The 24,352-nt window shown below is 43.0% G+C and carries 28 protein-coding genes and 1 pseudogene; 16 read left to right on the top strand and 13 right to left on the bottom strand.

What is annotated here, in order from left to right; genetic code table 11:
* A pseudogene (locus tag L5M37_RS07460) lies at nt 1-234 on the top strand (IS4 family transposase); the annotation flags it as partial.
* A 9-nt stretch (nt 235-243) separates the two neighbouring features.
* Here L5M37_RS07460 and L5M37_RS07455 read toward each other — a convergent pair.
* The 5 genes from L5M37_RS07455 to L5M37_RS07435 form a co-directional block, all read right to left on the bottom strand.
* Complete coding sequence (locus tag L5M37_RS07455; protein ID WP_263199950.1) at nt 244-726, bottom strand: GNAT family N-acetyltransferase; 483 nt, start codon at nt 724-726, stop codon at nt 244-246.
* Nucleotides 727-892: 166 nt separating this feature from the next.
* Nucleotides 893-1,414 (bottom strand): GNAT family N-acetyltransferase, encoded by a 522-nt coding sequence (locus L5M37_RS07450; RefSeq protein WP_219250966.1) that lies wholly within the window; start codon nt 1,412-1,414, stop codon nt 893-895.
* A gap of 186 nt (nt 1,415-1,600) precedes the next feature.
* Entirely contained in the window at nt 1,601-1,903 is a 303-nt protein-coding gene (locus tag L5M37_RS07445; protein WP_263177099.1) for an NrfJ, read from the bottom strand.
* Nucleotides 1,904-2,028: 125 nt separating this feature from the next.
* Nucleotides 2,029-2,238, bottom strand: coding sequence for a DUF3820 family protein (locus tag L5M37_RS07440; protein WP_263177100.1), 210 nt, complete (start codon nt 2,236-2,238; stop codon nt 2,029-2,031).
* A gap of 151 nt (nt 2,239-2,389) precedes the next feature.
* Nucleotides 2,390-2,860, bottom strand: a complete 471-nt coding sequence (locus L5M37_RS07435) for an N-acetyltransferase (RefSeq protein ID WP_263199949.1) — start codon at nt 2,858-2,860, stop codon at nt 2,390-2,392.
* A gap of 526 nt (nt 2,861-3,386) precedes the next feature.
* Between L5M37_RS07435 and L5M37_RS07430 the strand changes: the two genes are divergently transcribed.
* The 6 genes from L5M37_RS07430 (at nt 3,387) to L5M37_RS07405 (ending at nt 9,504) form a co-directional block, all read left to right on the top strand.
* Entirely contained in the window at nt 3,387-4,193 is an 807-nt protein-coding gene (locus L5M37_RS07430; RefSeq protein ID WP_263177101.1) for a division plane positioning ATPase MipZ, read from the top strand.
* Nucleotides 4,153-4,617, top strand: coding sequence for a CopG family transcriptional regulator (locus L5M37_RS07425; protein ID WP_263196109.1), 465 nt, complete (start codon nt 4,153-4,155; stop codon nt 4,615-4,617). Before L5M37_RS07430 ends, L5M37_RS07425 begins: the two co-directional genes overlap by 41 nt.
* 250 nt (nt 4,618-4,867) lie before the next feature.
* Nucleotides 4,868-6,271, top strand: coding sequence for an ABC transporter substrate-binding protein (locus tag L5M37_RS07420; RefSeq protein ID WP_263199967.1), 1,404 nt, complete (start codon nt 4,868-4,870; stop codon nt 6,269-6,271).
* Complete coding sequence (locus L5M37_RS07415) at nt 6,258-7,997, top strand: GGDEF domain-containing protein (RefSeq protein WP_263199947.1); 1,740 nt, start codon at nt 6,258-6,260, stop codon at nt 7,995-7,997. Before L5M37_RS07420 ends, L5M37_RS07415 begins: the two co-directional genes overlap by 14 nt.
* Nucleotides 7,998-8,106: 109 nt before the next feature.
* Entirely contained in the window at nt 8,107-8,931 is an 825-nt protein-coding gene (locus L5M37_RS07410) for a zinc-dependent peptidase (RefSeq protein ID WP_028761268.1), read from the top strand.
* Nucleotides 8,932-8,955: 24 nt separating this feature from the next.
* Nucleotides 8,956-9,504 carry a nuclear transport factor 2 family protein gene (locus L5M37_RS07405; RefSeq protein ID WP_219250972.1) on the top strand — a complete coding sequence of 183 codons (549 nt, stop codon included), beginning with the start codon at nt 8,956-8,958 and terminating at the stop codon, nt 9,502-9,504.
* A gap of 95 nt (nt 9,505-9,599) precedes the next feature.
* Here the strand turns inward: L5M37_RS07405 and L5M37_RS07400 are convergent, their stop codons facing one another.
* Together L5M37_RS07400 and ltaE are read right to left on the bottom strand one after the other, a co-directional pair.
* On the bottom strand, nt 9,600-11,075 hold the full coding sequence (locus L5M37_RS07400) for an HDOD domain-containing protein (RefSeq protein WP_263199945.1): 1,476 nt from the start codon (nt 11,073-11,075) through the stop codon (nt 9,600-9,602).
* Between the two features lie 194 nt (nt 11,076-11,269).
* Nucleotides 11,270-12,283 carry a low-specificity L-threonine aldolase gene (ltaE, locus tag L5M37_RS07395; RefSeq protein ID WP_263199943.1) on the bottom strand — a complete coding sequence of 338 codons (1,014 nt, stop codon included), beginning with the start codon at nt 12,281-12,283 and terminating at the stop codon, nt 11,270-11,272.
* A gap of 343 nt (nt 12,284-12,626) precedes the next feature.
* Between ltaE and L5M37_RS07390 the strand changes: the two genes are divergently transcribed.
* The 3 genes from L5M37_RS07390 (at nt 12,627) to tpx (ending at nt 14,794) form a co-directional block, all read left to right on the top strand.
* Nucleotides 12,627-13,217, top strand: coding sequence for an OmpA family protein (locus L5M37_RS07390; protein ID WP_263199941.1), 591 nt, complete (start codon nt 12,627-12,629; stop codon nt 13,215-13,217).
* 32 nt (nt 13,218-13,249) lie between these two features.
* A complete protein-coding gene (locus tag L5M37_RS07385; protein WP_028761273.1) occupies nt 13,250-14,077 on the top strand; it encodes a mechanosensitive ion channel family protein in 828 nt (275 codons plus the stop codon).
* Nucleotides 14,078-14,200: 123 nt separating this feature from the next.
* The gene (gene tpx / locus L5M37_RS07380; protein WP_105251878.1) at nt 14,201-14,794 is read left to right on the top strand and encodes a thiol peroxidase; all 594 of its coding nucleotides are present in this window, start codon (nt 14,201-14,203) and stop codon (nt 14,792-14,794) included.
* Nucleotides 14,795-14,869: 75 nt separating this feature from the next.
* Here the strand turns inward: tpx and L5M37_RS07375 are convergent, their stop codons facing one another.
* Nucleotides 14,870-15,511 carry a trimeric intracellular cation channel family protein gene (locus tag L5M37_RS07375; protein ID WP_263199940.1) on the bottom strand — a complete coding sequence of 214 codons (642 nt, stop codon included), beginning with the start codon at nt 15,509-15,511 and terminating at the stop codon, nt 14,870-14,872.
* 361 nt (nt 15,512-15,872) lie between these two features.
* Entirely contained in the window at nt 15,873-16,433 is a 561-nt protein-coding gene (locus L5M37_RS07370) for a DUF4136 domain-containing protein (RefSeq protein ID WP_028761276.1), read from the bottom strand.
* A 180-nt stretch (nt 16,434-16,613) separates the two neighbouring features.
* On the opposite strand from L5M37_RS07370, the gene L5M37_RS07365 reads away from it, so the two are divergent.
* The 4 genes from L5M37_RS07365 to ruvX all read left to right on the top strand — a co-directional run bounded on the left by L5M37_RS07365 (nt 16,614) and on the right by ruvX (nt 18,524).
* Nucleotides 16,614-16,931 carry a hypothetical protein gene (locus tag L5M37_RS07365; protein ID WP_263162154.1) on the top strand — a complete coding sequence of 106 codons (318 nt, stop codon included), beginning with the start codon at nt 16,614-16,616 and terminating at the stop codon, nt 16,929-16,931.
* A 178-nt stretch (nt 16,932-17,109) separates the two neighbouring features.
* Nucleotides 17,110-17,439 (top strand): stress response translation initiation inhibitor YciH, encoded by a 330-nt coding sequence (gene yciH, locus L5M37_RS07360; protein ID WP_263199939.1) that lies wholly within the window; start codon nt 17,110-17,112, stop codon nt 17,437-17,439.
* A gap of 66 nt (nt 17,440-17,505) precedes the next feature.
* Entirely contained in the window at nt 17,506-18,069 is a 564-nt protein-coding gene (locus L5M37_RS07355; RefSeq protein WP_263162149.1) for a YqgE/AlgH family protein, read from the top strand.
* Nucleotides 18,070-18,098: 29 nt separating this feature from the next.
* Complete coding sequence (ruvX, locus tag L5M37_RS07350) at nt 18,099-18,524, top strand: Holliday junction resolvase RuvX (protein WP_006082513.1); 426 nt, start codon at nt 18,099-18,101, stop codon at nt 18,522-18,524.
* 85 nt (nt 18,525-18,609) lie between these two features.
* Here the strand turns inward: ruvX and hemH are convergent, their stop codons facing one another.
* From hemH to L5M37_RS07330, 4 genes are all read right to left on the bottom strand, one after another.
* Nucleotides 18,610-19,623 (bottom strand): ferrochelatase, encoded by a 1,014-nt coding sequence (hemH, locus tag L5M37_RS07345; RefSeq protein WP_012587170.1) that lies wholly within the window; start codon nt 19,621-19,623, stop codon nt 18,610-18,612.
* Nucleotides 19,624-19,655: 32 nt separating this feature from the next.
* Nucleotides 19,656-20,195, bottom strand: coding sequence for a glutathione peroxidase (locus L5M37_RS07340; RefSeq protein WP_113939420.1), 540 nt, complete (start codon nt 20,193-20,195; stop codon nt 19,656-19,658).
* Nucleotides 20,196-20,381: 186 nt separating this feature from the next.
* On the bottom strand, nt 20,382-21,494 hold the full coding sequence (locus L5M37_RS07335) for a PilT/PilU family type 4a pilus ATPase (protein WP_028761282.1): 1,113 nt from the start codon (nt 21,492-21,494) through the stop codon (nt 20,382-20,384).
* A 9-nt stretch (nt 21,495-21,503) separates the two neighbouring features.
* The gene (locus L5M37_RS07330; RefSeq protein WP_006082517.1) at nt 21,504-22,541 is read right to left on the bottom strand and encodes a type IV pilus twitching motility protein PilT; all 1,038 of its coding nucleotides are present in this window, start codon (nt 22,539-22,541) and stop codon (nt 21,504-21,506) included.
* 35 nt (nt 22,542-22,576) lie between these two features.
* On the opposite strand from L5M37_RS07330, the gene L5M37_RS07325 reads away from it, so the two are divergent.
* The gene (locus tag L5M37_RS07325) at nt 22,577-23,275 is read left to right on the top strand and encodes a YggS family pyridoxal phosphate-dependent enzyme (protein ID WP_168824570.1); all 699 of its coding nucleotides are present in this window, start codon (nt 22,577-22,579) and stop codon (nt 23,273-23,275) included.
* A 216-nt stretch (nt 23,276-23,491) separates the two neighbouring features.
* A complete protein-coding gene (proC, locus tag L5M37_RS07320) occupies nt 23,492-24,310 on the top strand; it encodes a pyrroline-5-carboxylate reductase (RefSeq protein WP_219233940.1) in 819 nt (272 codons plus the stop codon).
* Nucleotides 24,311-24,352 lie beyond the last annotated feature (42 nt).

The following is a 24,352-nucleotide window of genomic DNA, read 5'->3' as shown; positions in this document are numbered from 1 at the left end:
TTGATGGTTCAATGCCTGTTGTGGCTAGTTGGTTTACACGCACAGCAACAGGGCTGGGATAAGCATTTTCAGGCCAATACCATTGGGCATCGAACGGTACTCTCAACGATTCGCTTGGGATTGGAGGTACTCAGGCGGCCTGATTATCAAATCACGGAGAAAGAATTGCTGGCGGCCTGGGTATTATTCGCCAATCAGTTGCTCAAATATGGCTATGCTATGGCTGATTTATGAGGGGATCCTTCAGCCCTGTGCTTTATCCGCCGCATTCAAAAAACGCTTATGTTCATTACGACGAATACTGCGAAATCCCTGTTTCTCAAAAAAAGGACGCGCGAGATAGGACGCTTCAACCGTTAATCGTTTCAGCGCTAAGATTTTAACTTCCTCAAACAACGCAAAATACAAAGAGGTAGCCACCCCAGAACGGGCATATTCTGGATGAACAAACAAACATTCCACTTCAGCAGCGGCTTCAACATCGCTGTCGGCGCCTATCTTAAGATTGATAAAACCCACCAGCATATTATCGGTTTCGGCAACCCAAATAGTGGTTCCCTGTAAGCGTTCAAGCCAATAACTCTCGCTGCGGGTCTCACCTTCAATATAAGCCCATGCAGAGCGCTCGGCGAAGGAGTAAAACTCACCAGAGCCTTGCATTACACTCGCCTCAAAGATTGCCGCCAACTGCGAGACATCCGATGGCGTAAATAGTCGAATCTTCATTCTCTGCCCTCCATCTTGAATCATTAATTGACTTAGATTAACCGAATTCTAATTTAAGCTAAACAGTGCTTATTTAGTTAAATAGTGTCACTAAACGGCGTTAAGCTAATGTTTTACTGTGGAATACCTTACATCACTTTCTAGCTGAAACCATAGTAAACGCGCGTTAAATATTCTTTCCTATATTCTTTTCCATGTAGAAACCGGGGATCACTTGCCCAAGTTTTTGCTGATAACTGCGCTGTATTTGAATAAATCCCATCCGAGTAAACAACCCTTTAGAGAGATAAGATGCGTCCAAGCTCAAGCGCACATAGCCTTGTGCCTTAGCCCAAGCTTCTAAAACAAGATAAGCGCGCTCACCTAATCCCTGCCCTTGATAATCTGGATGTATATATAAGCTATCTAAGTAACCTTGACGGGGGAAATGGGTTTCGACATTGATAAAACCGCAACAAACTGAAGAAGCAGTCGCTTCATCTATGGCTAAAACCACCCACGCCTTCGAGCGACGTAACCGTAAATCCCAATGTTTAGCCGATCTTGGCGCCGCAGACCAAGCCATAAGCTGCGCCTGCGCATAACGAACATGGGTAATGCTGTGCACGCAAAGGTGAAATAACTCACTCACTTCCCGTGCATAACATGATTGATAAGGCTGGATCTCGAACTGTTCAAACGCCATCACTTGAGTGATCCCCTGCTGAGTAATAACGGCTAGAAAAATAGCCGCTATTTTGCCGCCTTTGTCCCCATCGAGATAGTCACAAACTCAGATTTAGCGGCATTGAACGCTAAAAACAAAAACGGCCTCGAAAGTATCGAAGCCGTTGAATTAAAGAGGCGCACAGGTTAGCGCACTCGATACTGCTGACTATTTCTTATCGATTTGGCCAACAAATAACAGTTTATCAAAAGTGCGGTTCAAGGTTTTGCTGGTGAATTCGTTCATCCACATTTGCTCAACCACAGTCACTTTATCGCCTTTGCTCACTTCAGTTTGAGGACCCGCGGCCCAAAAAGTGGTATCAGCTTCTTTAATCTGTACGTAGGTGTAACCACCACCGTTCATCGTATCAACAACAGTACCTTCGTGGGTGACACCCTGAGCCCAAGCACTTGACATGCCTAACGCTAAAGTCGCTACTGCCGCTAATTTTACCCATTTTGCCATCATGCCTGCGTTCCTTTTGTTTTGCTAATATGCTGCATTAAAGCACGCTAAAAACAATAAATCGCTAATCTCTATCACGAAATACAACACTTATCGCAAAAGCAGTATTTTTCTTAAAAAAAGGGAACTCATTTCAACAGCGGTTTTAGCATGCCTTCTAAGCCATTAAGTTTGATTTCGTAAATTAGCGCTAATTGCTCACCAAGTTTCCCTTGAGGAAAACCTTGCTTATGGAACCACACCAGATAAGGTTCGGGTAATTCGAGCAACTTACGTCCAGCGTACTTACCAAAGGGCATTTTTTGATTAACAGCATCAATAAGGAGTTGCTGATCCATAGGTTGTTATCTCATACAGAACGTCACGATAATCCTACGGATGCTACAACATAAGCGAACGAATGTCGCCGTTAACTACGCAAAAGTAACTATATACCCAAGGGCAAAAATACGCGCTAGCTAACACCTAAAAGGCATTCTCACACGAATATTAAGCGATAATTTTTAACAGATTAGGCCCTAAGTTAGCGCAGGGAGCATACTGAAAACCATATTCACTACATAAGCGCTCATGCTCACCATGGGCGGTCATACTGACACAAGTTCCCGCACTCGCATGGTCATCAACAAAGGTCATCACCCGCTCAAGTATTATCTTTGCTAGCCCGTAGGGTTGGTATTCGGGTAAGACAATAAAATCTTCAATCATCAAATGCCCGGGCTTGTTGCCATAAACACACGCCGTTGCCAATAGATTAGACTTAGCGGCCCCAGCGCCTGCATGTTCCAATTCAGTCTTGTCACTTAATCGAATAGAGACCCAGAACAATGCCTGTACATCCGCAAGTTCAACGCCAATAGAAGGGAGGCCAACTGTGGCCCGCAGATTAAGTAGTTCATGAAATAACGGTGCAGTTTCAACGAGTTCAAACTTAATAGGCATAATAGTTTTGATATCCATTTGGCATCCCTTCTCCATGGTTGAAATTTCAAGCGATTTAGACGTCAGTCTATAGAGATGATAAAGCCAGCATTTGGCAATTTGATGACAAGTGCCTCACCAAACAAGACCACTTTCGACTGAGAAGCTGATAATTTACTCAGATCAGTTAATAACATTTAGAAATATAAAATTAACACTTGTACCAAGGAAGAAATAAAAAACTACACCCTAAGTCCTATGCACAGTTACCGATCACCACAAACAACCCTTTTAGCTGACGGATAACAGATAAAACAATTTAAAACCAATAAGATAAAAAAACATTTTTATAAATCCCTCGTCTCATCTTTTTTGTCAAATTAACGACATATGACCAGATACTGACAGAAAAACGCCTACGACAATTTAATTAAAAAACGTCAAAAATCAGCCAATTGACCAAGATTAACATTAGGTTTACATTCGATTTCGGACATCAATGCGGATAGCTCCAAACACATCAACTCGCTGCACAAGGGTCATCAAAAGAATTAAGGAATACGTCATGATAGTCTTAATCGGTGGAGAAAAAGGCGGCAGCGGTAAAAGTTGCTTGGCCCAAAATATAGCTGTATTTCTAACCACAGAATGTAGCGCCTCGGTCATTATGGTGGACTGCGATCCCCAGCGCACCACCTCTGATTGGATCCATGCAAGAAACAACAATCCGCAACTTGCCAGCATCAATTGCGTGCAGCTTTACGGTAAGATCCGTAATGACTTACTCAGTCTTGAGCAACACTATGATGTAGTCATAGTCGACTGCGGTGGGCAAGATAACCTAGCACTACGAGCAACCATGTCAGTCGCCTCTTACATTTTAATGCCCTTAAGACCTAAGCGCCGCGATTTAAAAACCGTATGTCACATGGACGATATCGTCGCGACGTGTAAGATGATTAATCCCAAGTTACAGGCTTCTTTTGTGATCACCCAATGTCCAAGTCTCCCCAATCAAGCTAACCGAATTTTAGAGGCCAAAGAAGTCTGTAAAACCTATGATATCCATGTCCTTGACGCGATAACATATTGCCGCAATGTTTATGATGACAGTGAAGAATCAGGATTATCGGTAATTGAAATCGAGTCCGCAGGAAAAGCAGCCGAAGAAATTCGCACTATCGCCTGCGAACTATTCCAAGTCGATTGTGCTGCCAGCTTAGCCAATCTCCTACATCCCGCGATACACGCTCAGGGAGTGAGTCAAATGCATCATCATTTGACCCATCAAACTCAATCCACTCACACGACTACTCAACGAAGGGGGCAAAATGGGACTCAGCGATCTCAAGAAAAACGCTATGTCATCTAGCAGCTTACAGCACTCGCTTTCGTTAGATGAGTTTATTGAGGCGGCAAACTTGTACGCAATGGGACAAAGTCTGAATAAGATAAAAAGCAATCTAGATCATAAAGCAGATGCAATTGTCACAAAAAACACAGGCTCACAGGCAAATCACATCACAACTGACATGGCCCAGAGCCATTCCAATGTGTTGAGCTTGCACAAACAAAGCCTAGAAACAAACGTATTATTCCCGGCAAAAGTAGAAACTAAAACACACTATCGCAAAGCAACATTTTCCCTCAGTGAAGCGGCTATAACCCATCTTGCTACACTGGCAGAAGAAAGCAGTATATCCAAATCAAAGCTGCTCCGACTCTTGATTGAACAACACTTCGACCTACCTATTACCTTGAGGCAATTACGAGAACAACAACGCCAAAACCGTTAACGATTCGCACTACTCCCACCCTTTTCCGGTAACTTAGCTAAGATCGAGTTACCGGCTTTTTGCTCAAAAAGTAAAAAAACACAATAAAAACCATCATAAAATCGCGGCATAAGTTCTGATCCCACCTATCCTTAAATATACATAATGCTGAATTAATGATATTAACTCAGAGTCAACACGTAACATTAAGGTGTTGTTTTTGTTAAACCAGATCAGATTTATTTTTCTTTGTTTAACCGCAGCGATAATGATGCCCTGTTACGCAGAATTTTCATTGGCACAAATCCCGCCGCTAACAAACAAAACCCCCATTACTTTGGTCGCTGAAAAAGGATTTTGGACCGACTATTTAACCCAAGAAATGTTGCCTAAATTCACCGCTAAAACCGGCGTAAAAGTGCAGGTGGTCAGTACTGAATTAGAGGATATGTTTAACTTACAGACCCAGAATTTACTTCAAGGTTCAGGCAAATACGATTTACTCACAATGGAAGCGGGCTGGGCTAAAGAATGGGCTGCCAATGGTTATACAGTGCCCTTAATTGAACTCGCTAAACTGTACGATCCCGATGGCGAAAAGGCCATGGAGAAATACCTAGAACCCTATTACCCATCGCTACTTAACATCTTGTCCTATCAAGGTGAAATCCATGCTATTCCCTATAACAATTATGTTATGGGAAATCACTATCGAGCAGATCTCTTTGATAATAAAACTGAAAAAGCTCAGTTTCTGCGTCAGTTTGGCTATCCACTCGCACCAGCAAAAACCTTAACAGAGTTACGAGATCAAGCTCAGTTCTTCACTCGTAAAGCAGGCACTATATTGGCGGATAAAATACTGACTCATGACTTTTACGGTCTAGCGCTAATGTCGGGTGATAAGCCCCATATTAACGATGAATTCTCTAGCATGATTTGGAGCTTAGGTGGCACTTGGATGCAGCCAGTCTATAACAGCCAGAAACAGATCTCCCATTTTGAAGTGCCTACCATCAACCATGAAGCCATTGAAGCGGCCAAGCAATATCGCGAATTAATGCCCTATGCCGTTCCCGCTAACGAGCAGTTTGCTTTCAATGAAGCAGCTAATGCTATTGCAACAGGTCAAGCGGCAATGTGGCCTTTTGCCTACAATAATCTGTGGTATAAATCCTTTAAAGTTGAACAGAACATTCTCGGCGCGCGTCTAGCCGTAAGCCAAGTGCCTGGCGGTTATCCCTACAATGGCGCTTATGCCTTTGCCGTTAGCTACGACAGCAAAAAACCTCAAGCTGCCTATTGGCTGCTCAAATATATGGGCACCTATGAGGCACAACATGCCTATGCTATGGGGGGGGGTAATCCCTGTCGTATGGATGTAGTAACAGCCCCAGAATTTAAAGATGAATCTTTAAGAGGTATAGCAGGCGCATTTGAGGCAAGCCACATAGCCAATATGTTTTGGTCTACTAAGGTCTTATCCTTTGGGCATTTCACCAGTACTGCCATGGGACAAATTTACCCTGAACTCAGCCACGCCTGTTTTAGCGCAAGCCGCAGACCCGCTAACAGTGAAGATATTTTCATTAAATTAAGTGCAGAGATAAAACACCTCCAAAATACCTATGGAGAGGTACCTGCTATTGACAAAGAAAATAATGCCAAGCACTAAACCACTGAAAAGTTTGAAACAAAAAATAACCTCAGCCTTCTATATCATAGTGGGCATGGCGCTATTAAATGGTGTTGTCGCCATACTACTGTCACAGCAACTCAAATCAGAAATTGAACACTTAGTCGGGGTAGATGTGGTAAAAGTCACCACTGCGCTGCAACTGGCAAAAAACAGTGAAAAACTACAAATCATTACTGCACGCTTGAATAATTATTATGATGAAAAACAAAGAACTAGCCTGTTAGGTGAACTTTCTACACAATGGGAATTACTCATCAATGACTCACGACTACTGGCCTCAATAGAAACTTCTACTGTCAATAAGCAAGAATTAAATCACGCCTTAGATACTCAACTGTATTACTTACAACAACTGCCATTGCTCAACACGTTAACCGATACTGCCTTACAAGCCAATTCACAGGCAGCCAATATTCAAGCCAACTTAACGTCAATGGCGTCGGGATTTAGCGATGAAATGCAAACCCAATTTCAGCGTATTAATACGGACTCTGAACGCCAGCTTAAGCTGAAAAACGTTGACCAGATTGCTTTAAATATCCATACCAACTATCAGCTATCTTTATTTAGTCATCTAGGAGAACACTTATTTACCCAGTTAACTCAAGTGAATATCATCGACAATCTGGTTGAACTAAACCAAACCCAAAGAGATGCTATGCGGCTGCTGTTAAGCATGGAGGCTATGCTTGATAGTATCGGTGGCGATAAAAACTTATATTTTAATTTGTTATCACAAATAAAACAGACCATGGTCGGTGAAGACAACCTCTTTGAACTTTCTCGCAAAGCGATTAGAAGCACTCATATCGCCAATGCACATTTAGAATACCAAGCAGATGCCGCACAAATCGTTGCGACCTATACGCAGGATCTCGTTAACCAAGTTGAAAATGAAATTCAGCAAACAGGCCGCGAACTTAAAAACGATAGCACCGCATTTATCGTATTGATTTTCTGCAGTGGCATCTTATATTGCTTCTTCATCTGGCTCACCAGTTGGCACTTTATCACTAAGGGAATCATCAAGCCTGTCATGGCGACTCGAGATGCAATGAATGCCATTGCCAATGAAAAACTCGACGCCAGAATGCCTGTCACTGATAACCTAGAGCTCCAGCAAATGGTGAGCTCCTTAGAGACATTAAAAAGCTATGCAGCTCAGGTTAAAGGCATGGCCGAAACCGACGGATTAACTGGCTGCTATAATCGCCGCTATTTAGATTTACAACTCCAAAAAGAATTAGAGTATGCAAGGGACCACAACATGCCCCTAGGTATAATTCTGTTTGATATTGATAATTTTAAACAATTTAACGACAGGTATGGTCATGTCGCAGGCGATCAATGTCTTAAGACAATCGTTAATGCCACCAAATCGATCTTGAAACAACCCACTTACATGCTTGCCCGCTATGGCGGAGAGGAATTCATGATAGTACTGCCATCGAGCAATCTCGAGGAGGCATATCATTTTGCTGAAGTATTACGCAATAAAATCATCAGTTTAAAAATACCACATGAAGACTCCCCCCATGACGGCATACTGACCATCAGTGCTGGTATTACTTGCTGGGAGCGATCACAACCTATGGATACTAATAGCTTAATTAATCAAGCTGATGAGGCTCTCTATCACGCCAAACTAACAGGTCGCAATCGTACAGAGACACGACTAAACCAACCAGTTCGCTATTCCTAACCATAAAATGCGGCGACTGTTCAGTTTCTTTTTTCACCAGAGGATTGAGTTACGCTGACTTCACCCCCATTAGCTAATACTAAGTTAATCAGGATAAAGTCAGGGAAGTATGCTCGCTATTGTTATCACGCTTATTCTAGGAATTGGCGCAATTACCTGGCTACTGTCGAGTCGTTGGCGCAAGACCTTACATCGTCGACGAGTCACGATGAAACCTTTTCCAAAAGAATGGCGCAGCATTCTCAAAAAAAGACTGCCTTACTTCCATGCTCTACCCGCAGATCTACAACTGCAACTCAAACGGCATATCCAAATTTTCATCGATGAAAAAGTCTTTATCGGCTGCGATAATTTTGAGATCACGGATGAAGTAAGAGTCACAATCGCGGCCCAAGCCTGTCTACTGCTACTCAATCGTAAAACCGACTTTTACCCCAAACTGAAACAGATTTTGGTCTATCCCGATGCCTTTATCGTCAATAATCAACATAAAGACACTAGCGGTATCGTGTGGGAACAACGCAATGTGCTGGCAGGGGAATCATGGGAATACGGTAAAGTTGTGCTCTCATGGAGAAATACTCTAGACGGCGCCGCCGATCCCCATGATGGTAATAATGTCGTAATCCATGAGTTTGCCCATCAGCTCGATCAAGAAGATGGCCAAGCCAATGGCGCACCCATTCTGCAGCATTTTGCCGACTACAGCACTTGGTCTGAAGTGCTAAGTAGGGAATTTACCCAATTACAACACAGTGCAAATTTTGGCACGCCCTCATTATTTAATTATTATGGTGCGACTAATCCCGCTGAGTTTTTTGCCGTCATCACCGAAGTCTTTTTTGAGAAACCAGAGGATTTTTACCAACAACACCCAGACTTGTATAGAGAACTGAGCCGCTTTTATCAACTCGATCCGATAAACTGGCATTAACCCATAAAAGTAGAGGCACGCAAAATGCTCAAAGACACTCATGCATTCTCAGTTAAAGGTTCCAATATTAATCGCGCTACCTTGGGGTTACTGCTCAGCGCGTTAATGCTTGGCGGCCTTAATGTAAGCGTACAGGCACAGGACTCGCTAACACAAAGCACTCAAACGACTTCGAATCCTGATCAACAAGCGGCGGCTCACGTATTAGATTTACTCAACCAATATTCAAGCGATGCCAATTGGGATAAATACTTTGCCCTGTACCGAAAAGACGGCATTTTTATTGGCACGGATGCGAGTGAGCGCTGGGGAATGGCGGAATTTGAACGTTACTCCCGCCCCACAAAAGGTTGGCGCTATGATTTAACTGAGCGGCATTTAATCCAACACGGCAATGTCATATTGTTTGACGAGTTATTAAATAGTCCAGCCTATGGCGTCAGTCGAGGAACAGGCACTTTAATCAAAACCAATGGCAACTGGGAAATAGCGCAATACCATTTAAGCTTTCCCATTCCTAATGAGGTAGCCAAGCAAATAACTGCCGAGATTAAAGCCGTAAACAAACAATAGAGCAGCACTTCCAAAAATACGGTTTGAAAGAGTGCAATTTCGAAAGAATACAGTTTGAAATTAAATCACTAAAAGTAATCACTTAAGTTATACCACTATCTCAAAGACACAGTAAAACACACATTCGCCAATTGGGAGAAGTGGATGAAACTTTGAAAATCCACGTCTTCAAATGCCCTTTCCGAAGGACCCCTATCCGCGTAGTAAAACCCGATCACTTTACTATCGACTAATAATGGTGCCAATAAAAAGCCTTGACGTGACACATGTTGCGCTTGTAATTCTTTACACTGCTCTTGCCATTTCTTAGAGCTAGGATCATCTACCCAAAGCGGTAACTTATGCTCCATCGCTTGGTAAAATAATCCCCGCCTATCGCTCAAATCGATAATAAACTCTTGCTTAATGGCATCTGCATCACGACCTAATATCACCCTAGGTTGAAGTTGTTTACGGCTTGGCGACAATAACAGCACGCCGCACCGGTCAACGCCAACGCCCTCAAGTATGCCTTCAAGAACCGTTTGCATGATTTGGTTAAAATCGGCTTTATTAATGGCGAAGCCTGTTAATTCTCGTAGCTTAGCTAACTGAATATTCAAGTTAACTTGATAGACAGGCATATCTAACGGAATGGGAAGTGGAACAGGTTTAACTGTGACCATACGCTTAGGATCTGGTAGATAGTCTAGCAACACCTTAGCACCATATACTTCAGCTAACTTATGGGTCGCATTCGCGCAGCGTTGCATCCGCACCATAAACTCATTTTCTTCTAGTCCAGTAAAACTCGCCGCTTGCGTGATACGTTTCCCTAATTCCTGCTTATCAAGATTAGGTTGAGATAAAATATCGCAGAGCTTATCCGCAATAAAAATAGACCGAATTTCAGGTCTTTGGTCTTCAGGATTATTAACTGCATGGACCAACAGTTCTCCCAATCCCCAATTGCGGGCAATACTTTGAGTTAATAGTGAAAAAGAAGTGCCGAGGGCTTCGCGGGTTATACTTCGTTCCTCAGTTGGCGTTGCACATTCACGCAGTTTTAGATCTAACTCTTCGGTGAACTCACCACCAATACTCCAAAAAGCGCTCTCACCTATGTGATACAGTAAAGAGGCTATAAAAGCTTCTTCCTGCATTTCTTCGTCATAATGGCTCAACATCATCCGTGCAATCATGGCGGCTTGAAATGCTTTAGCCATCAACTTTATTAATCTTTGATATACGTTAGGTGCCAAATTTTTACTCTCTAACAAGCTTGAGAGTAACTTGGCTGTGATACAGATATTTCGCACCGCATCGAAACCAAGCACTATAGCCGCTCGGCTGACAGTAGAGATTTGGCTACTACCTTTATGGTAAATAGCGCTATTAGCAACTCGAAGAATACGAGAAGTTAAGGCGTTATCGTGCATCACGCTACGCCCGAGTAATGCGAGAGAGGAAACGTCATCCTTGGCGAGCTTTTCTAGCGATTTAAGAGTCGAACACAGTGCTGGCATTTCCAATTCACTGATCCGATTTGTCCAATAATCGACCCCTTTATTAGTATTGTTATTAGGTTTCAACCTAAAGTTACCTTAGCGATATAATCTTGTTGTTTTTAGTATAGATAAACGCAAACATTTCGCCTGTTGTCTAAAGCTTGTTTTAGAAAATCATTCATTAATTGCTTAATAATTCAACATTAAGCAATATCTGCCTATAAAAATGCCCAAGACAAAGCTCGGGCATTTCAGTAAAATCGGAAATCAATCCACACTTAGGCTTTGAGGTACTGCTTAACAACACGCAACACTTTATCTATATCCTGACGGCTGATATCTTTATGAGTCACAAGCCGAAGCGTACGCCCTGGGCTTATCAGGATGCCTTCCGCTCGAGAGTGTTTAGCCAATAAGTTCGCATCAATATGGGATGCTAATGTAACAAATAACATATTAGTTTGTACTGCGGCTAAATTGACGTCGAACTCACTGAATTCTGCCAACTGCCGAGCTAAGTACGCTGCATTGTCATGATCTTCACTAAGCCGTTGTACTTGCTCAGTTAAAGCAAGCTTACCCGCAGCGGCAAGTATCCCAGCTTGACGCATGCCACCACCAAGCATTTTACGCCAACGAATGGCTTTCTTAATCAAGCGTTCATCACCTAAGAGTAATGAGCCGACTGGCGCACATAATCCTTTGGATAAACAAATCGACACTGAATCAAAGTGCGCCGTGATATCACTTATTGCAATATTCTGCGCCACCGCAGCATTGGCAACTCGCGCACCATCTAAATGAATTTTTAATCCGCGATTAAAGGCTAATGCCTGCGCGTCCGCCAAATAGCTTTGCGGGAGAACCTTACCGCCAATCGTATTCTCTAAACTAAGCAAACGAGTACGAGCAAAATGGATATCATCAGGCTTAATTGCGGCTTCAATGTCAGCTAATGCAATAGTGCCATCTAATTGATTCATTAAAGGTTGAGGTTGAATGCTGCCTAGGACAGCGGCGCCGCCGCCCTCGAACTTATAATTGTGAGCCTGCTGACCGCACAGGTACTCATCTCCACGATCACAATGGGCCATCAAAGCCAATAAATTTGCTTGAGTACCCGAACAGGTAAATAATGCACTTTCAAAGCCAAACATCTCCGCAGCCATATCCTGCAAACTATTTACCGTAGGGTCATCACCGTAAACATCATCACCCACTTCGGCTCTGGACATGGCTAACCGCATGGCTGCTGTTGGCTGGGTAACAGTATCACTGCGTAAATCTATCATCTTGTCCTCAACTTAAAGTTTGGTTGGCGCATAATGGGCTCAAGACTCTAGCGCTAAAGGCTTATTTTGTATAGTTTATCGTCATACTTGTCGACAAATTTACCGATGTAGAACCTCGCTCATGCTTGAAGCAAGTATCGACATACTGACATCTACTAATAAAAACATAAATATACTCAAGATCTTGCCGATATCTATATGTCGATGTATGGACGCTTGTACGCGTTTAGCTTGGCGAAAAGAGTCTTACTCGTTAGAATGCCACACTAAGATGGTCATGCTACAACAATGCGATCGCTTTAGTAATTTTGACTAATACTTATCGTTCAATAGGTGATTTGTAGTGAAAAACTCCCAATCTCGATGGATTCAGCTAGCGCTTTTGCTATTAAGTTTAAGCCTAACATCACAGGTATTTGCTTGGTCTGACACTGACCGAGATGGAGTGCCAGATATCAAAGATGCCTGTCCTAACACAGAGCCAAATACACCTGTTATGGCTAATGGTTGTGTGGAAGAAGTCTCTGTGGAAATGACTGCATCACCAGTTTGCGATATGAGTCATTCAAATGCTGAGTTAAACACAGATTGTCATAATATTTCTGCAGCTATGGTGTATTTTGAATTTGCCATTGCTGAGGTTGACTTTTCTCAATGGAAAACTTTAGCCTTAGTAAAAGCATTCTTAGAAAAAAATGATGTTGAATTAACCTTAGTAGGTCACACAGATATCGTTGGTACACCAGAGTTTAATTATCAACTATCACTTCAACGGGCTCAAAATGTAAAACGTATTTTGGTTGAAGACTATGGCTTTAATCCAAATCGCTTTACCGTAATAGGTAAAGGTATATCTGAACCTGTAGCGGACAACCGTTCTAGCGAAGGGCGCAGTTTAAATCGACGAGTAGAATTTATCGTCAATAATAAATAGTTTTTGTTAGCGTATATTTAGGGAGTTATTCAATGGAAAACCTCGAAGGTTTATTAAAACAAGCACCAGATCTGATTGTGACTTATGGCTTAAAAACATTATTCGCCATTATCATCTTCTTTGTTGGTAAATACTTTGCGGGCGTAGCACAGAAGCTTGTTCGTAAATTACTTAACAGCCGTAAAGTTGATCCGACAGTCGTTTCATTTGTCGCAAACCTCGCTTGGGCAGTGGTATTTGTTTTCGCGGTTATTGCTACGTTAGGCCAAATTGGCGTACAAACCGCATCACTGGTAGCCGTTATCGGTGCTGCAGGTTTAGCAATAGGCTTAGCGCTACAAGGGTCTCTGTCTAATTTTGCATCGGGTGTGTTAATGGTGTTATTCCGCCCTTGCCGCGTAGGTGACTATATTGAAGCTGCAGGTATCGCCGGCACTGTTGATGAAATAACCATATTCTCAACCAAGCTTCGTACTCCTGATAATAAAGTTATCGTAGCGCCAAACTCATCTATCATGAATGGCACTATCACTAACTACTCAGCGATGGATAGTCGTCGTATCGATTTAGTGATTGGCGTATCTTATTCCGCCGATATCGCACTCACTAAAAAAGTATTGACCGATATTTTAGATAACAACCAGTATGTGTTAAAAGATCCAGCATATACAGTTGGACTTTCTGAATTGGCTAGCTCTTCAATCAATTTCGTGGTTCGTCCTTGGGTAAAAACATCTGATTATTGGACTGCACGTTTCCAACTGCTTGAGCAAATAAAAAATGCATTAGACGCTGCAGATATAGGTATTCCATTCCCACAAATGGATATCCATGTCAAAGAATTACCACTAAGCAAATAACAATTAGTGGATAAAAAAGGTCGGTAATTACCGACCTTTTTTTATGGTTCTACGCATCATTTTAGCGTACCTTAATGGACAGATATTAGCGAAGGCACAGATATTCATGTGTGAGGAAATCCAATGCAAAAATATGTTTCATTTTTAGCCGCAAGCTGTATTTATAGCCTAGTTCTGATGAGTCCCAATACACTCGCCAGTGAGAAAACACAGGTTTTAATGGGTGAAAAAACAGTCACCTTAGAAGGGAAAAGACCAAAATTGTCGCAAATGGCGCCAGGGTTTAAAGTCGTTGATGAGCATTTCACGCCAGTGATGCTAAGTGATTTTAAGGGTAAAACTGTACTGATAAGTGCCGTGCCAAGCCTAGATACAGGTGTTTGCGCACTGCAGACGAAGCGATTCAACAGCGAAGTTGGCCATTTTTCCGATGACGTCATCATGCTAACGATCAGTACCGATTTACCCTTCGCACAGAAGCGTTTCTGTAAAGTGGAAAACGTAGATAAAATCAAAGTGCTATCAGATAGCGTGTGGCGTGATTTTGGTGAAAAGTATGGTTTGTTAATTCAAGATTACGGCTTGCTGGCTAGAGCCATTTTCATCATAGATGCAGAAGGTAAGCTCCAATACCAAGAGTTAGTACCAAACATCACAGAGCATCCTAACTATGATGCAGCGCTTGAAGCCTTGAAAACCCTTCAAGCCCAGCAGTAATTCACAGCTAAAAACAGGGCAGCCTTAGCTGCCCTTTTGTTTAACGGTTCTATTTCTACGATTTGGTTTTACGATTTAATGTGTATGCTGATCGCCACTGGATTGGTAGTCAAAGGTTGGCATAGACCAATGATATCGCAGCGCCAACATCCGTAAGCTAAAACCAACGCTTAAACAAATAACCAGATTAATCCATTCCGTTAACTGATAGGCTTTTAAGGCGATATACAAGCCTGCCGTCAGTAGTGAAATCACCGCATAGAGTTCTTTCTTAAAAATCAAAGGCACTTGGTTACACAGAATATCGCGGATAACGCCACCAAAGACACCTGTGACCAATCCCATGACTACGGCAATTGTTGGGCTAAATCCCAGCATTAACGTCTTTTGTGCGCCCACGATGGAGAATACCGCTAAGCCTAAGGCATCAATAGCCAAAAATAACTTAGACAGATAACGCATCACAGGGGCGATAGCGACAGTGAGCAAAGAAGCGAATGCAATCGCAATAAGGTAATGCACATGCTCAACCCAAATTAAGGGGTAATTTCCGAGCATCATATCCCTTAGTGTACCGCCACCAATTGCCGTTGCGCAGCCAATGATCACCACACCAAACAAATCCATCTGCTTGCGGCCAGCCGCCAGAGCGCCCGTCATCGCCTCGGCAATAATCCCAATCAGCCAAAGTAATCCAATAATCTGCGTCTCATGCATCTTTGCTACTACCAACAACTCAAAGAATTGATTCTGCCTGATAACCTCTCAGTTCTATAATGATTTTATTTTGAATTCATCATTAGAAAAATTAATTCATCATCTTATTAATAATCTGATGCAGACTCCTATTACATTATTAATGTTATAGGATAAATATTATACAAAATAGTCAGTTATAAAAATGTTACCTTCACATTGTCATCTATGAAAATAGAATTTTTAATAAGTATTAATAACGTAAATCCAATCAGATGATAAATAACTGCAGATCATCTAATCGAATGGGCAAAACGCATAAAAATCAGCCACAAAAAAGCGGCCCTCAGGCCGCTTAATGTTCATTCAAACTGAATCAGAACTACTTAGTGTCAGGCTTAGGTGGATAATTTGCCATTACACTGCCCACTGCTTGATTGATGATCTGTACTCTTTCTTCTGGGGTATTTTTGTCGCGAATGGTATCGGCAACAGAACCACGCCAGATCAGTTTAGTGGTTTTATTATCAACCAAATCAATAATCAGGGTACCGACTTCATATTCTCTTACTGTGGTTTGGGTCTGCATATTGCCGCCCCAACCCCATCCTGGACCATAGTATGGGTTGTAGCCAAAATTACTATTGAAGGTATCAACATTAATCTTCTTATCAACTTTGGTCAGATAATTAACAAGTACATCAGCATCTTTTGCATCAACTAATGTCATCCCCTTACTCGCTAACTGGCTATTCACCGCTTCTCTGACCCGTTGGTCCATCAAGCCATCTAGATGATATCCAGCAGAATCCGTTTTCTGAGCAACCCAAGCATAGGTTTTATATTGGGTAAAATTGGCGCTAGGATCAAAATCCCAACCTGACTTCATCGAACTACAGGCACTGAGTGCCAACACAGCTAATGCTACAAAAATATTTTTCATCTTAATTTCCTCAGATGTTCAACCCGAACAAAGACAAGTATCAGAGATATGAATTTAGCTTACAGAGCAATAGCCTAATCTACAACTCAATTGATTAAAAAGCGGCATCTCATTCAGCTTGACTTCAGCAAAACCAAAGATGATAATGATTATCAATTAAGATTTAAAGGGGGTATTGAAATGTACTGGTTTATTAGCGCGTTTATGGTTGCATCTGCCATTTTTTTCCTTGCACCAGAAAAAATTTCTCTCGAAGCGAATAACGCCAAAATAAAACGTCACTTGCCTACCAGTTTACTGATATTACCCCTCCTAGTCCTTGGCTGGTTGGTTATTGATACCATTGCTAATGGCACTAACTATGCCACAGTCGCCGCATTTGGTTTTGTGACTACCGCCTGCTTAATTGCGTTACCTAAGCTGCATAAATTTATTATGCCCAGCGCCTTACTGACTGCAGTAGCGCTGATCGTCATGGTCTTTATGCGCATAAATTAAAACGGCTGATAACGCTCCCTTTTTCAAAAATATGCTTACTTCCCTGCAAAGAGTTAGCATTTTGTTCAGACCACTTAAGGATAATCCTCAAGTGGTCTTTTTTTACCTCCCAGAACCCCTGCAAATTTGATAAACTGAACGGGTATAAGTCATCTTTTAACACCAATGAATGAAATCTATGAAAGCAGATCCTAATGTATCCTTAGTGTACAGCACCGACAAAGGCCGTATAAATGCAGAGCCCGCCACTAAAGCGATTCCTGAATCCGATGGCATAGTCAGGATCCACAGAGACAGTAAAGGCCGCAAAGGTAAAGCCGTTTCGATTATCTCAGGGTTAGGTCTCGATGAAGCAGCGTTAAAAGCAATGGCACAAACCCTTAAGAAACAATGTGGTTGTGGTGGTACGGTTAAAGATTTCACTATTGAGGTCCAAACGGACAACCGCGAGCAATTAAAGCTATTACTTGAGAAACAAAACTACAAAGTTAAATTAGCTGGCGGTTAATCTCGCCCGACTTAGTAATATAGCAGCAAGCTAGATCAACTTAGCCACATCAAACGGAGTAGTTTAATGGAGAGTTTGCAGAACCATTTCTTAATTGCCATGCCCTCACTACACGGTACGTTTTTTGAACGCTCAGTCATTTATATCTGTGAACATGATGCCAAAGGCGCCATGGGGCTGGTGATCAATAAACCGCTCGGTATCGAAGTTAATTCGCTATTAGAACAAATGGATTTGCCAGCTGAGCAAGTCTCCACGGATTTAGTGCTAAATACCAATGTCATGATGGGCGGCCCCGTCTCCCAAGATCGCGGCTTTGTGCTGCATACCTCTCAGCCCTATTGGGCCAATAGCACAGATCTGGGTTGTGGTTTAATGCTAACCACTTCCCGTGATGTGTTAACCGCGATTGGAAGCAACAGATCGCCCGAGAAGTTTCTCGTCGCATTAGGTTATGCAGGGTGGAGTAAAGATCAGCTCGAACAAGAGCTTGCCGATAATTCTTGGCTCACAATTCCAGCAACGAATGCGCTCTTGTTTGACATTAAACACGAAGACCGTTGGCCACAGGCCAGTCGTGCTCTCGGATTTGATGCTTGGCAAGTTTCAGCTCAAGCGGGTCACGCTTAAGCCTATTTCTTAATATAAGTCAGCACACTATGAATTCGAAAACCGTATTAGGCTTTGATTTTGGCACTAAAAGTATTGGTGTGGCTATAGGCCAAGAAATCACCGCTAGCGCCACGCCATTATTGTCAATCAAAGCCGTCGATGGGATCCCCAACTGGGATCAGATAGGCGATTTAATCAAAGAGTGGCAACCCGACCTAGTGGTTGTTGGTCTGCCCTTAAACATGGATGGCACTGAGCAAGATATGACCCACAGGGCGCGTAAATTTGCGAACCGTATCAATGCTAAGTTCAAAGTCAAAATAGCCACTCAAGATGAGCGATTAACCACTACCGATGCTAAGGCAAGATTATTCGAGTTAGGCGGATTCAAGGCGCTCACCAAAGGCCAAGTCGATGCTGTGTCTGCCGTACTGATTATTGAAAGCTACTTCGAAAATAACTTCAGCAAGTAATGCCACAATAAAAAACCATATATAAAGAAAAGGATAAGTTGCCTTATCCTTTTCAGTTTTATGTTTAACCCGATAAATTACCGGATCAAAAATGTGGCTTCACTAAGTTGGCCATCATAGTAATGTGCGCATCATCATCGTTTAGTGCAGCAATGTAACGGAACTTCTCACCACCCGCCTCGGCAAAGAGATGACCATTCTCACCAACAATTTCTTCCAGCGTTTCTAAACAATCGGCGCTAAAAGCTGGGCAAACGATAGCAATATCGCGCACACCTTGTTGCGGCAACGCTTTCAAAGTCGCATCGGTATAAGGTTGTAGCCATTTAGCTTTACCAAAACGCGATTGGAATGTCATCACAAACTCATCTTTACCTAACCCAAGCTTTTCGGTAACCAGTCGAGTCGTTTTCATGCAGAAGCAATAATACGGATCGCCTAAATGCAAATTGCGCTCAGGCATACCATGGTAAGACAACACCAATTTTTGCGGTTTACCATTTGCTTCAAAATCAGCCGTGATCGAATTGGCTAAAGCATTAATAAAATCAGCATTATCATGATAAGTATTAATAAAATGCAACGATGGAATATAGCGCCACTTGGACAACTCAGCCGCAATCGCATCAAAAGCAGAACCCGTAGTGGGCGCAGCATATTGGGGATACAGTGGTAACACCACGATTTTATCAATGCCATTTTGATGCATAGTTTGCAAGGTACTGGCGACCGATGGACTGCCATAACGCATTGCTAAATGGACAGAAACATCATGGTTATCGGCGTTAAGTTTATCCGCTAACTTCGCCGTTTGACGCAAACTAATGTCCATTAACGGTGAGCCGGCCGCTGTCCATACCTTCTGGTATAACGCCGCTGATTTTGCTGGGCGTACCCGCAAAATGATCCCGTGTAAAATCATCATCCACACTAATTTAGGAATTTCGACTACGCGGGGATCCGCTAAGAACTCAGCTAGATAACGCCTAACAGCCGATGCTGTGGGCGCATCTGGCGTACCTAAATTTAATAACAGCACGCCCACTTTGCCGCGCTGTCCGTGTCCAACTTCTTTGGATAAGCCTGAAAATTTAGCCAAAACAGCCTCTTAATTAATAAATACTTATAAAATTAAAGTACAGATTCTATTGCTTGCTTAAGCTCTTCGCTATCTGGCTTCACTTTAGAATTGAACTGTTGCACAACTGCGCCATCGCCGCTAACGACATACTTGTAAAAATTCCACTTAGGCGCACCGGTTTTTTCGGCTAAGTATTTAAATACGCTATTGGCGTCACTGCCACGCACAGCCGAAGTCGACAGCATAGTGAAAGTGACACCGTAATTGATGTAACACACCTTAGCCGTATCTTTCTCATCATTTTCTTCTTGGAAAAAATCATCCGATGGGAAACCAATGACCACTAAGCCTTTATCTTTGTAGTTTTCATGCAATGTTTCAAGCGCTTTAAACTGCGGGGTGTAACCACAGTTACTGGCCGTGTTAACAATCAACACTGGTTTTCCCTGAGTCAATTCACACAGATTAACCGTCTCTTCAGAATGTAATTTTCGTACTTCAAGGTTCAGATACTCGGGACAAGTGGCCGCCATAACGCCAACACTCGTCAAGCTCGCTGTCATAGCGAATATCATGGGTAATTTTTTCATTGCTTTCTCCTTTACCAGTACATTACGCAAACGCACTAGGTAAAGATCATATTGAATTAAAAAATAAAAGCTATGGATAATGGCAACATAGCGATGAAGTAGAACCGATTGAGCTGAACGAAAATCTAATACACAAACAAAAAGCAGCCCATAAAGAGCTGCCTAACCCAGAACCGGACTATCGCGCTAGTCCATGTCTAAGGTGACACCTTCCATAAAACCTGAGCCCGTGGATTCTTTATTCTGCAATTTAATCATCAAACGTAAATCGTTTGGTGAATCAGCATGGTGCAGCGCATCGGCGTAACTAATCTCGCCATCGACATAAAGTTTCAGCAAGGCCTGATCAAACGTCTGCATACCCTGCTCGTTGGATTTTGCCATGGTTTCTTTGAGTAAATGCAGCTCGTTCTTCGCAATTAAACTCGCCACCCTTGGGGTGTTAATCAATACTTCAATCGCGGCTCGACGCCCTGTGCCATCAACTTTAGGGATCAATTGTTGCGCCACAATACCGCGTAAATTCAATGATAAATCGAACAATAACTGTTGATGCTTACTCTCAGGCACGAGATGCATAATCCGGTCTAACGCTTGGTTGGCGTTGTTGGCATGCAAGGTTGCCATACAAAGGTGACCCGTCTCCGCAAATGACAGCGCAAACTCCATCGTCTCTTGGGTACGGATTTCACCAATCAAGATCACATCGGGAGCTTGGCGAAGGGAGCTTTTTAGCGCCGCATCGAAAGATTCAGTATCTATGCCCACTTCACGCTGGGTGATAATGCTTTTTCTGTGGTCATGAACGAATTCAACCGGATCTTCAATAGTCAAAATATGCCCACGAGCATGACCATTGCGATAACCCACCAAGGCCGCCAAGGACGTTGACTTACCCGTTCCCGTTCCGCCTACCATAATGATGAGGCCACGTTTACTCATCACCAGATCTTTTAGAATAGGCGGCAATTTTAAATCATCGACATCAGGGATTTTAGTCTCAATACGGCGCATCACGCAGCCAGGCGATTCACGCTGCCAAAAAGCGCTCACCCGAAAACGACCTAAATCCTTTGCCGCAAAAGCGAAGTTACACTCACGAGTGGAATGAAACTCTTGCTTCTGAGCCTCAGTCATTAACGACTCAACAAAATCCAGGGATTGTGCTGGTGTAAACGCACTTTCTGCCAAGGGACGCAATTCACCGTCAATCTTGGCACTCGGCGGAAAACCCGCTGTGATGAACAAGTCGGAGGCTTTGCGTTCCACTATCACTTTTAAAAACGGACGAACATCCATCATAAATCCTTAAAATGTCGCTTGTTTATTCGAACTTTTCGCCATTGCATCTTCACGAGTGATAAGACCGCGATTGACTAAGTTCTGTAAACATTGCTCTAAGGTCTGCATTCCATGGGCCATACCTGTTTGAATTGCCGAATACATCTGCGCCACTTTGTCTTCACGAATTAAGTTGCGGATAGCGGGCGTGCCCATCATGATTTCATGGGCGGCGACACGGCCTCCTCCCACCTTTTTAATCAGAGTTTGCGAAATAACCGCTTGCAGCGATTCAGACAACATAGTGCGCACCATGTCTTTTTCACCAGCAGGGAATACGTCGACCACACGGTCAATCGTTTTCGCGGCAGAGGTGGTATGCAAGGTACCAAACACTAAGTGGCCCGTTTCTGCGGCGGTCATCGCCAAACGAATGGTCTCAAGGTCACGCATCTCACCGACTAAAATCACGTCTGGGTCTTCACGCAGTGCGCTTCTAAGCGCCGCATTAAAGCTGTGGGTATGGCGGTGAACTTCACGTTGGTTAATCAAACATTGCTTATTTTGGTGAACGAATTCGATAGGATCTTCAATGGTTAAGATATGATCATGTCGATTTTCATTCACGTAATCCACCATGGCGGCAAGTGTGGTACTCTTACCCGACCCCGTAGGTCCAGTCACTAGCACTAATCCGCGAGGGAAACTGGCAATTTTTTTAAAAATTTCCGGCGCACCCAATTGCTCAAGTGACAAAATGTCACTTGGAATGGTACGAAACACAGCCGCAGCACCACGGGATTGATTGAATGCGTTAACACGAAAGCGTGCAAGATTAGGGACTTCGAACGAGAAATCGATTTCTAAATGTTCTTCGTAGTCCTTGCGCTGCTTATCATTCATTATGTCGTACACTAAGCTGTGTACACCTTGATGATCGAGCGCGGGCAGGTTAATTTTTCTCACTTCACCGTCAACACGGATCATGGGAGATATCCCTGCAGAAAGGTGTAGATCCGAGGCTTTGTGTTTTACACTAAATGCCAATAACTCAGTGATTTCCATCGTTTGGGATATCCTTGCAACTAGATAATTACATCATGACAACAATAGCAGACAGACTCGCAATCGCCCAGCGTAGGATCACACAAGCAGCGCAAAAATGTGCCCGCCACCCCAGCAATATTCGCTTACTTGCCGTCAGCAAGACTAAACCTATTGAAGACATTATAGCAGCCTACCAAGCGGGTCAGCGTTGCTTTGGCGAAAACTATGTCCAAGAAGGCGCTGAAAAAATTACTGCGCTCAAGGGGGATTTCCCGGACATAGAATGGCATTTTATCGGCCCACTCCAATCCAATAAAACCAGCATAGTCGCCCAGCATTTCGATTGGATGCATACCCTCTCACGCGACAAAATTGCCCTACGTCTCAATGAGCAACGTCCGGCCGAATTGGCGCCATTAAACGTCTGTATTCAAATTAATATCAGTGCTGAAGACACAAAATCTGGCATAGATGCGGCTCAAATGCTGCCACTGGCCGAACTGATAGCTCAGCTACCTAACTTAGCACTGAGGGGCCTAATGGCAATTCCAACGGCTACCGCGGATACAGAGTTACAGCTTAAAGAGTTTTCTATGTTAAACAATCTATTTCAAGAACTTAAATCGTATTATCCCGCTGTAGATACGCTTTCAATGGGGATGAGTAATGACCTAGATACAGCGATTAGCTGCGGTTCAACTATGGTGCGTATTGGCAGTGCCATTTTTGGTGAACGCAATTACGCTGCGTAAAATCCACTTTAGGCATTTAGTTAGAGGTCAGTTTAACCTTGTTTTTAGCACTTTATGCCCAAATACTGTATTTAAGAACACCGAACATTAACGATTTAAGAGCAATTAGCGAGAGTCGATAATCAGGCTCAGTCATTCAAATGACTAACCGTTTTATCATCTTAATTTAAGGTGAAGATGTTACAAGTTAACGGTTAACACACTGAAGAGAATCAAATGGATCAACAGAAAATCTGCTTTATCGGTGCCGGCAATATGACGCGCAGCATCATCAGTGGCTTAGTCAATAGCGGCTATCCAGCTCAACTCATCCAAGCGACTAATCCCAGCCAAGGTAAACTCGATGCACTAAAAGACGATTTTGGGATTTTGGTTTCTCAGGATAATTTAGCCGCGGCGCAAGCTGCCGATGTCATAGTACTTTCGGTAAAACCACAATTGATGCAACAAGTTTGTGAAGCATTACAGACAGTCGAGCTGTCGAATAAGTTAGTCATCACTATCGCTGCGGGCATTAAAGCAAAGCGATATACCGACTATCTGGCACAAGACATCAAGCTTATCCGCGCTATGCCAAATACGCCGATGCAAATTAGTGTGGGTATGACAGGCCTCTATGCGCCTCAAAGCATTACTCCCGAGCAGAAAGCCATTTGCGATCGTTTGATGTCAAGCGGCGGCGAAATAGTGTGGGTAAATGAAGAGTCAGATTTAGATCAAGTGATTGCACTATCGGGCAGTTCACCGGCTTATTTCTTTTTGCTAATGGAGTCTATGATAGATGCAGGCAAAGAAATGGGAATGGATGAAACAAAAGCCAGAAGTTTAGTGCAGCAAGCTGCGCTTGGCGCTGCTATGATGGCAAAGCAAAACCCACAACTGACCTTAGGTAATTTAAGGGAGAATGTTACTTCAAAGGGCGGCACCACCGCACAAGCGCTGGCGACATTTGAAGCTGCGGATATGCGCGGCTTAGTAAAAAAAGCCATGGAAAACTGTATTAATCGTGCAGAAGAAATGGCTAAAACATTTTGATCCACTAACACGTTTTTATATCGAACTTTAATAGGTAGAAAT

This window comes from Shewanella sp. SM69, from assembly GCF_025653985.1.
GTDB classification, from domain to species: Bacteria; Pseudomonadota; Gammaproteobacteria; order Enterobacterales; family Shewanellaceae; genus Shewanella; species Shewanella oncorhynchi.
Note: the sequence above shows the minus strand (reverse complement) of the source record. Positions and strands in the feature narration are given on the sequence as shown.

What these genes read in the sequence shown, in the direction of transcription:
- L5M37_RS07455 (WP_263199950.1), bottom strand. Translation starts at nt 726, where the DNA reads ATGAAGATTCGACTATTTACGCCATCGGATGTCTCGCAGTTGGCGGCA.
- L5M37_RS07415 (WP_263199947.1), top strand. Translation starts at nt 6,258, where the DNA reads ATGCCAAGCACTAAACCACTGAAAAGTTTGAAACAAAAAATAACCTCA.
- L5M37_RS07445 (WP_263177099.1), bottom strand. Translation starts at nt 1,903, where the DNA reads ATGATGGCAAAATGGGTAAAATTAGCGGCAGTAGCGACTTTAGCGTTA.
- tpx (WP_105251878.1), top strand. Translation starts at nt 14,201, where the DNA reads ATGCAAAAATATGTTTCATTTTTAGCCGCAAGCTGTATTTATAGCCTA.
- L5M37_RS07425 (WP_263196109.1), top strand. Translation starts at nt 4,153, where the DNA reads ATGGGACTCAGCGATCTCAAGAAAAACGCTATGTCATCTAGCAGCTTA.
- L5M37_RS07330 (WP_006082517.1), bottom strand. Translation starts at nt 22,541, where the DNA reads ATGGAAATCACTGAGTTATTGGCATTTAGTGTAAAACACAAAGCCTCG.
- L5M37_RS07385 (WP_028761273.1), top strand. Translation starts at nt 13,250, where the DNA reads ATGGAAAACCTCGAAGGTTTATTAAAACAAGCACCAGATCTGATTGTG.
- proC (WP_219233940.1), top strand. Translation starts at nt 23,492, where the DNA reads ATGGATCAACAGAAAATCTGCTTTATCGGTGCCGGCAATATGACGCGC.
- L5M37_RS07335 (WP_028761282.1), bottom strand. Translation starts at nt 21,494, where the DNA reads ATGGATGTTCGTCCGTTTTTAAAAGTGATAGTGGAACGCAAAGCCTCC.
- L5M37_RS07430 (WP_263177101.1), top strand. Translation starts at nt 3,387, where the DNA reads ATGATAGTCTTAATCGGTGGAGAAAAAGGCGGCAGCGGTAAAAGTTGC.
- L5M37_RS07420 (WP_263199967.1), top strand. Translation starts at nt 4,868, where the DNA reads ATGCCCTGTTACGCAGAATTTTCATTGGCACAAATCCCGCCGCTAACA.
- L5M37_RS07355 (WP_263162149.1), top strand. Translation starts at nt 17,506, where the DNA reads ATGGAGAGTTTGCAGAACCATTTCTTAATTGCCATGCCCTCACTACAC.
- L5M37_RS07375 (WP_263199940.1), bottom strand. Translation starts at nt 15,511, where the DNA reads ATGCATGAGACGCAGATTATTGGATTACTTTGGCTGATTGGGATTATT.
- L5M37_RS07440 (WP_263177100.1), bottom strand. Translation starts at nt 2,238, where the DNA reads ATGGATCAGCAACTCCTTATTGATGCTGTTAATCAAAAAATGCCCTTT.
- L5M37_RS07325 (WP_168824570.1), top strand. Translation starts at nt 22,577, where the DNA reads ATGACAACAATAGCAGACAGACTCGCAATCGCCCAGCGTAGGATCACA.
- L5M37_RS07340 (WP_113939420.1), bottom strand. Translation starts at nt 20,195, where the DNA reads ATGAAAAAATTACCCATGATATTCGCTATGACAGCGAGCTTGACGAGT.
- L5M37_RS07370 (WP_028761276.1), bottom strand. Translation starts at nt 16,433, where the DNA reads ATGAAAAATATTTTTGTAGCATTAGCTGTGTTGGCACTCAGTGCCTGT.
- L5M37_RS07405 (WP_219250972.1), top strand. Translation starts at nt 8,956, where the DNA reads ATGCTCAAAGACACTCATGCATTCTCAGTTAAAGGTTCCAATATTAAT.
- ruvX (WP_006082513.1), top strand. Translation starts at nt 18,099, where the DNA reads ATGAATTCGAAAACCGTATTAGGCTTTGATTTTGGCACTAAAAGTATT.
- ltaE (WP_263199943.1), bottom strand. Translation starts at nt 12,283, where the DNA reads ATGATAGATTTACGCAGTGATACTGTTACCCAGCCAACAGCAGCCATG.
- L5M37_RS07365 (WP_263162154.1), top strand. Translation starts at nt 16,614, where the DNA reads ATGTACTGGTTTATTAGCGCGTTTATGGTTGCATCTGCCATTTTTTTC.
- L5M37_RS07435 (WP_263199949.1), bottom strand. Translation starts at nt 2,860, where the DNA reads ATGGATATCAAAACTATTATGCCTATTAAGTTTGAACTCGTTGAAACT.
- L5M37_RS07410 (WP_028761268.1), top strand. Translation starts at nt 8,107, where the DNA reads ATGCTCGCTATTGTTATCACGCTTATTCTAGGAATTGGCGCAATTACC.
- yciH (WP_263199939.1), top strand. Translation starts at nt 17,110, where the DNA reads ATGAAAGCAGATCCTAATGTATCCTTAGTGTACAGCACCGACAAAGGC.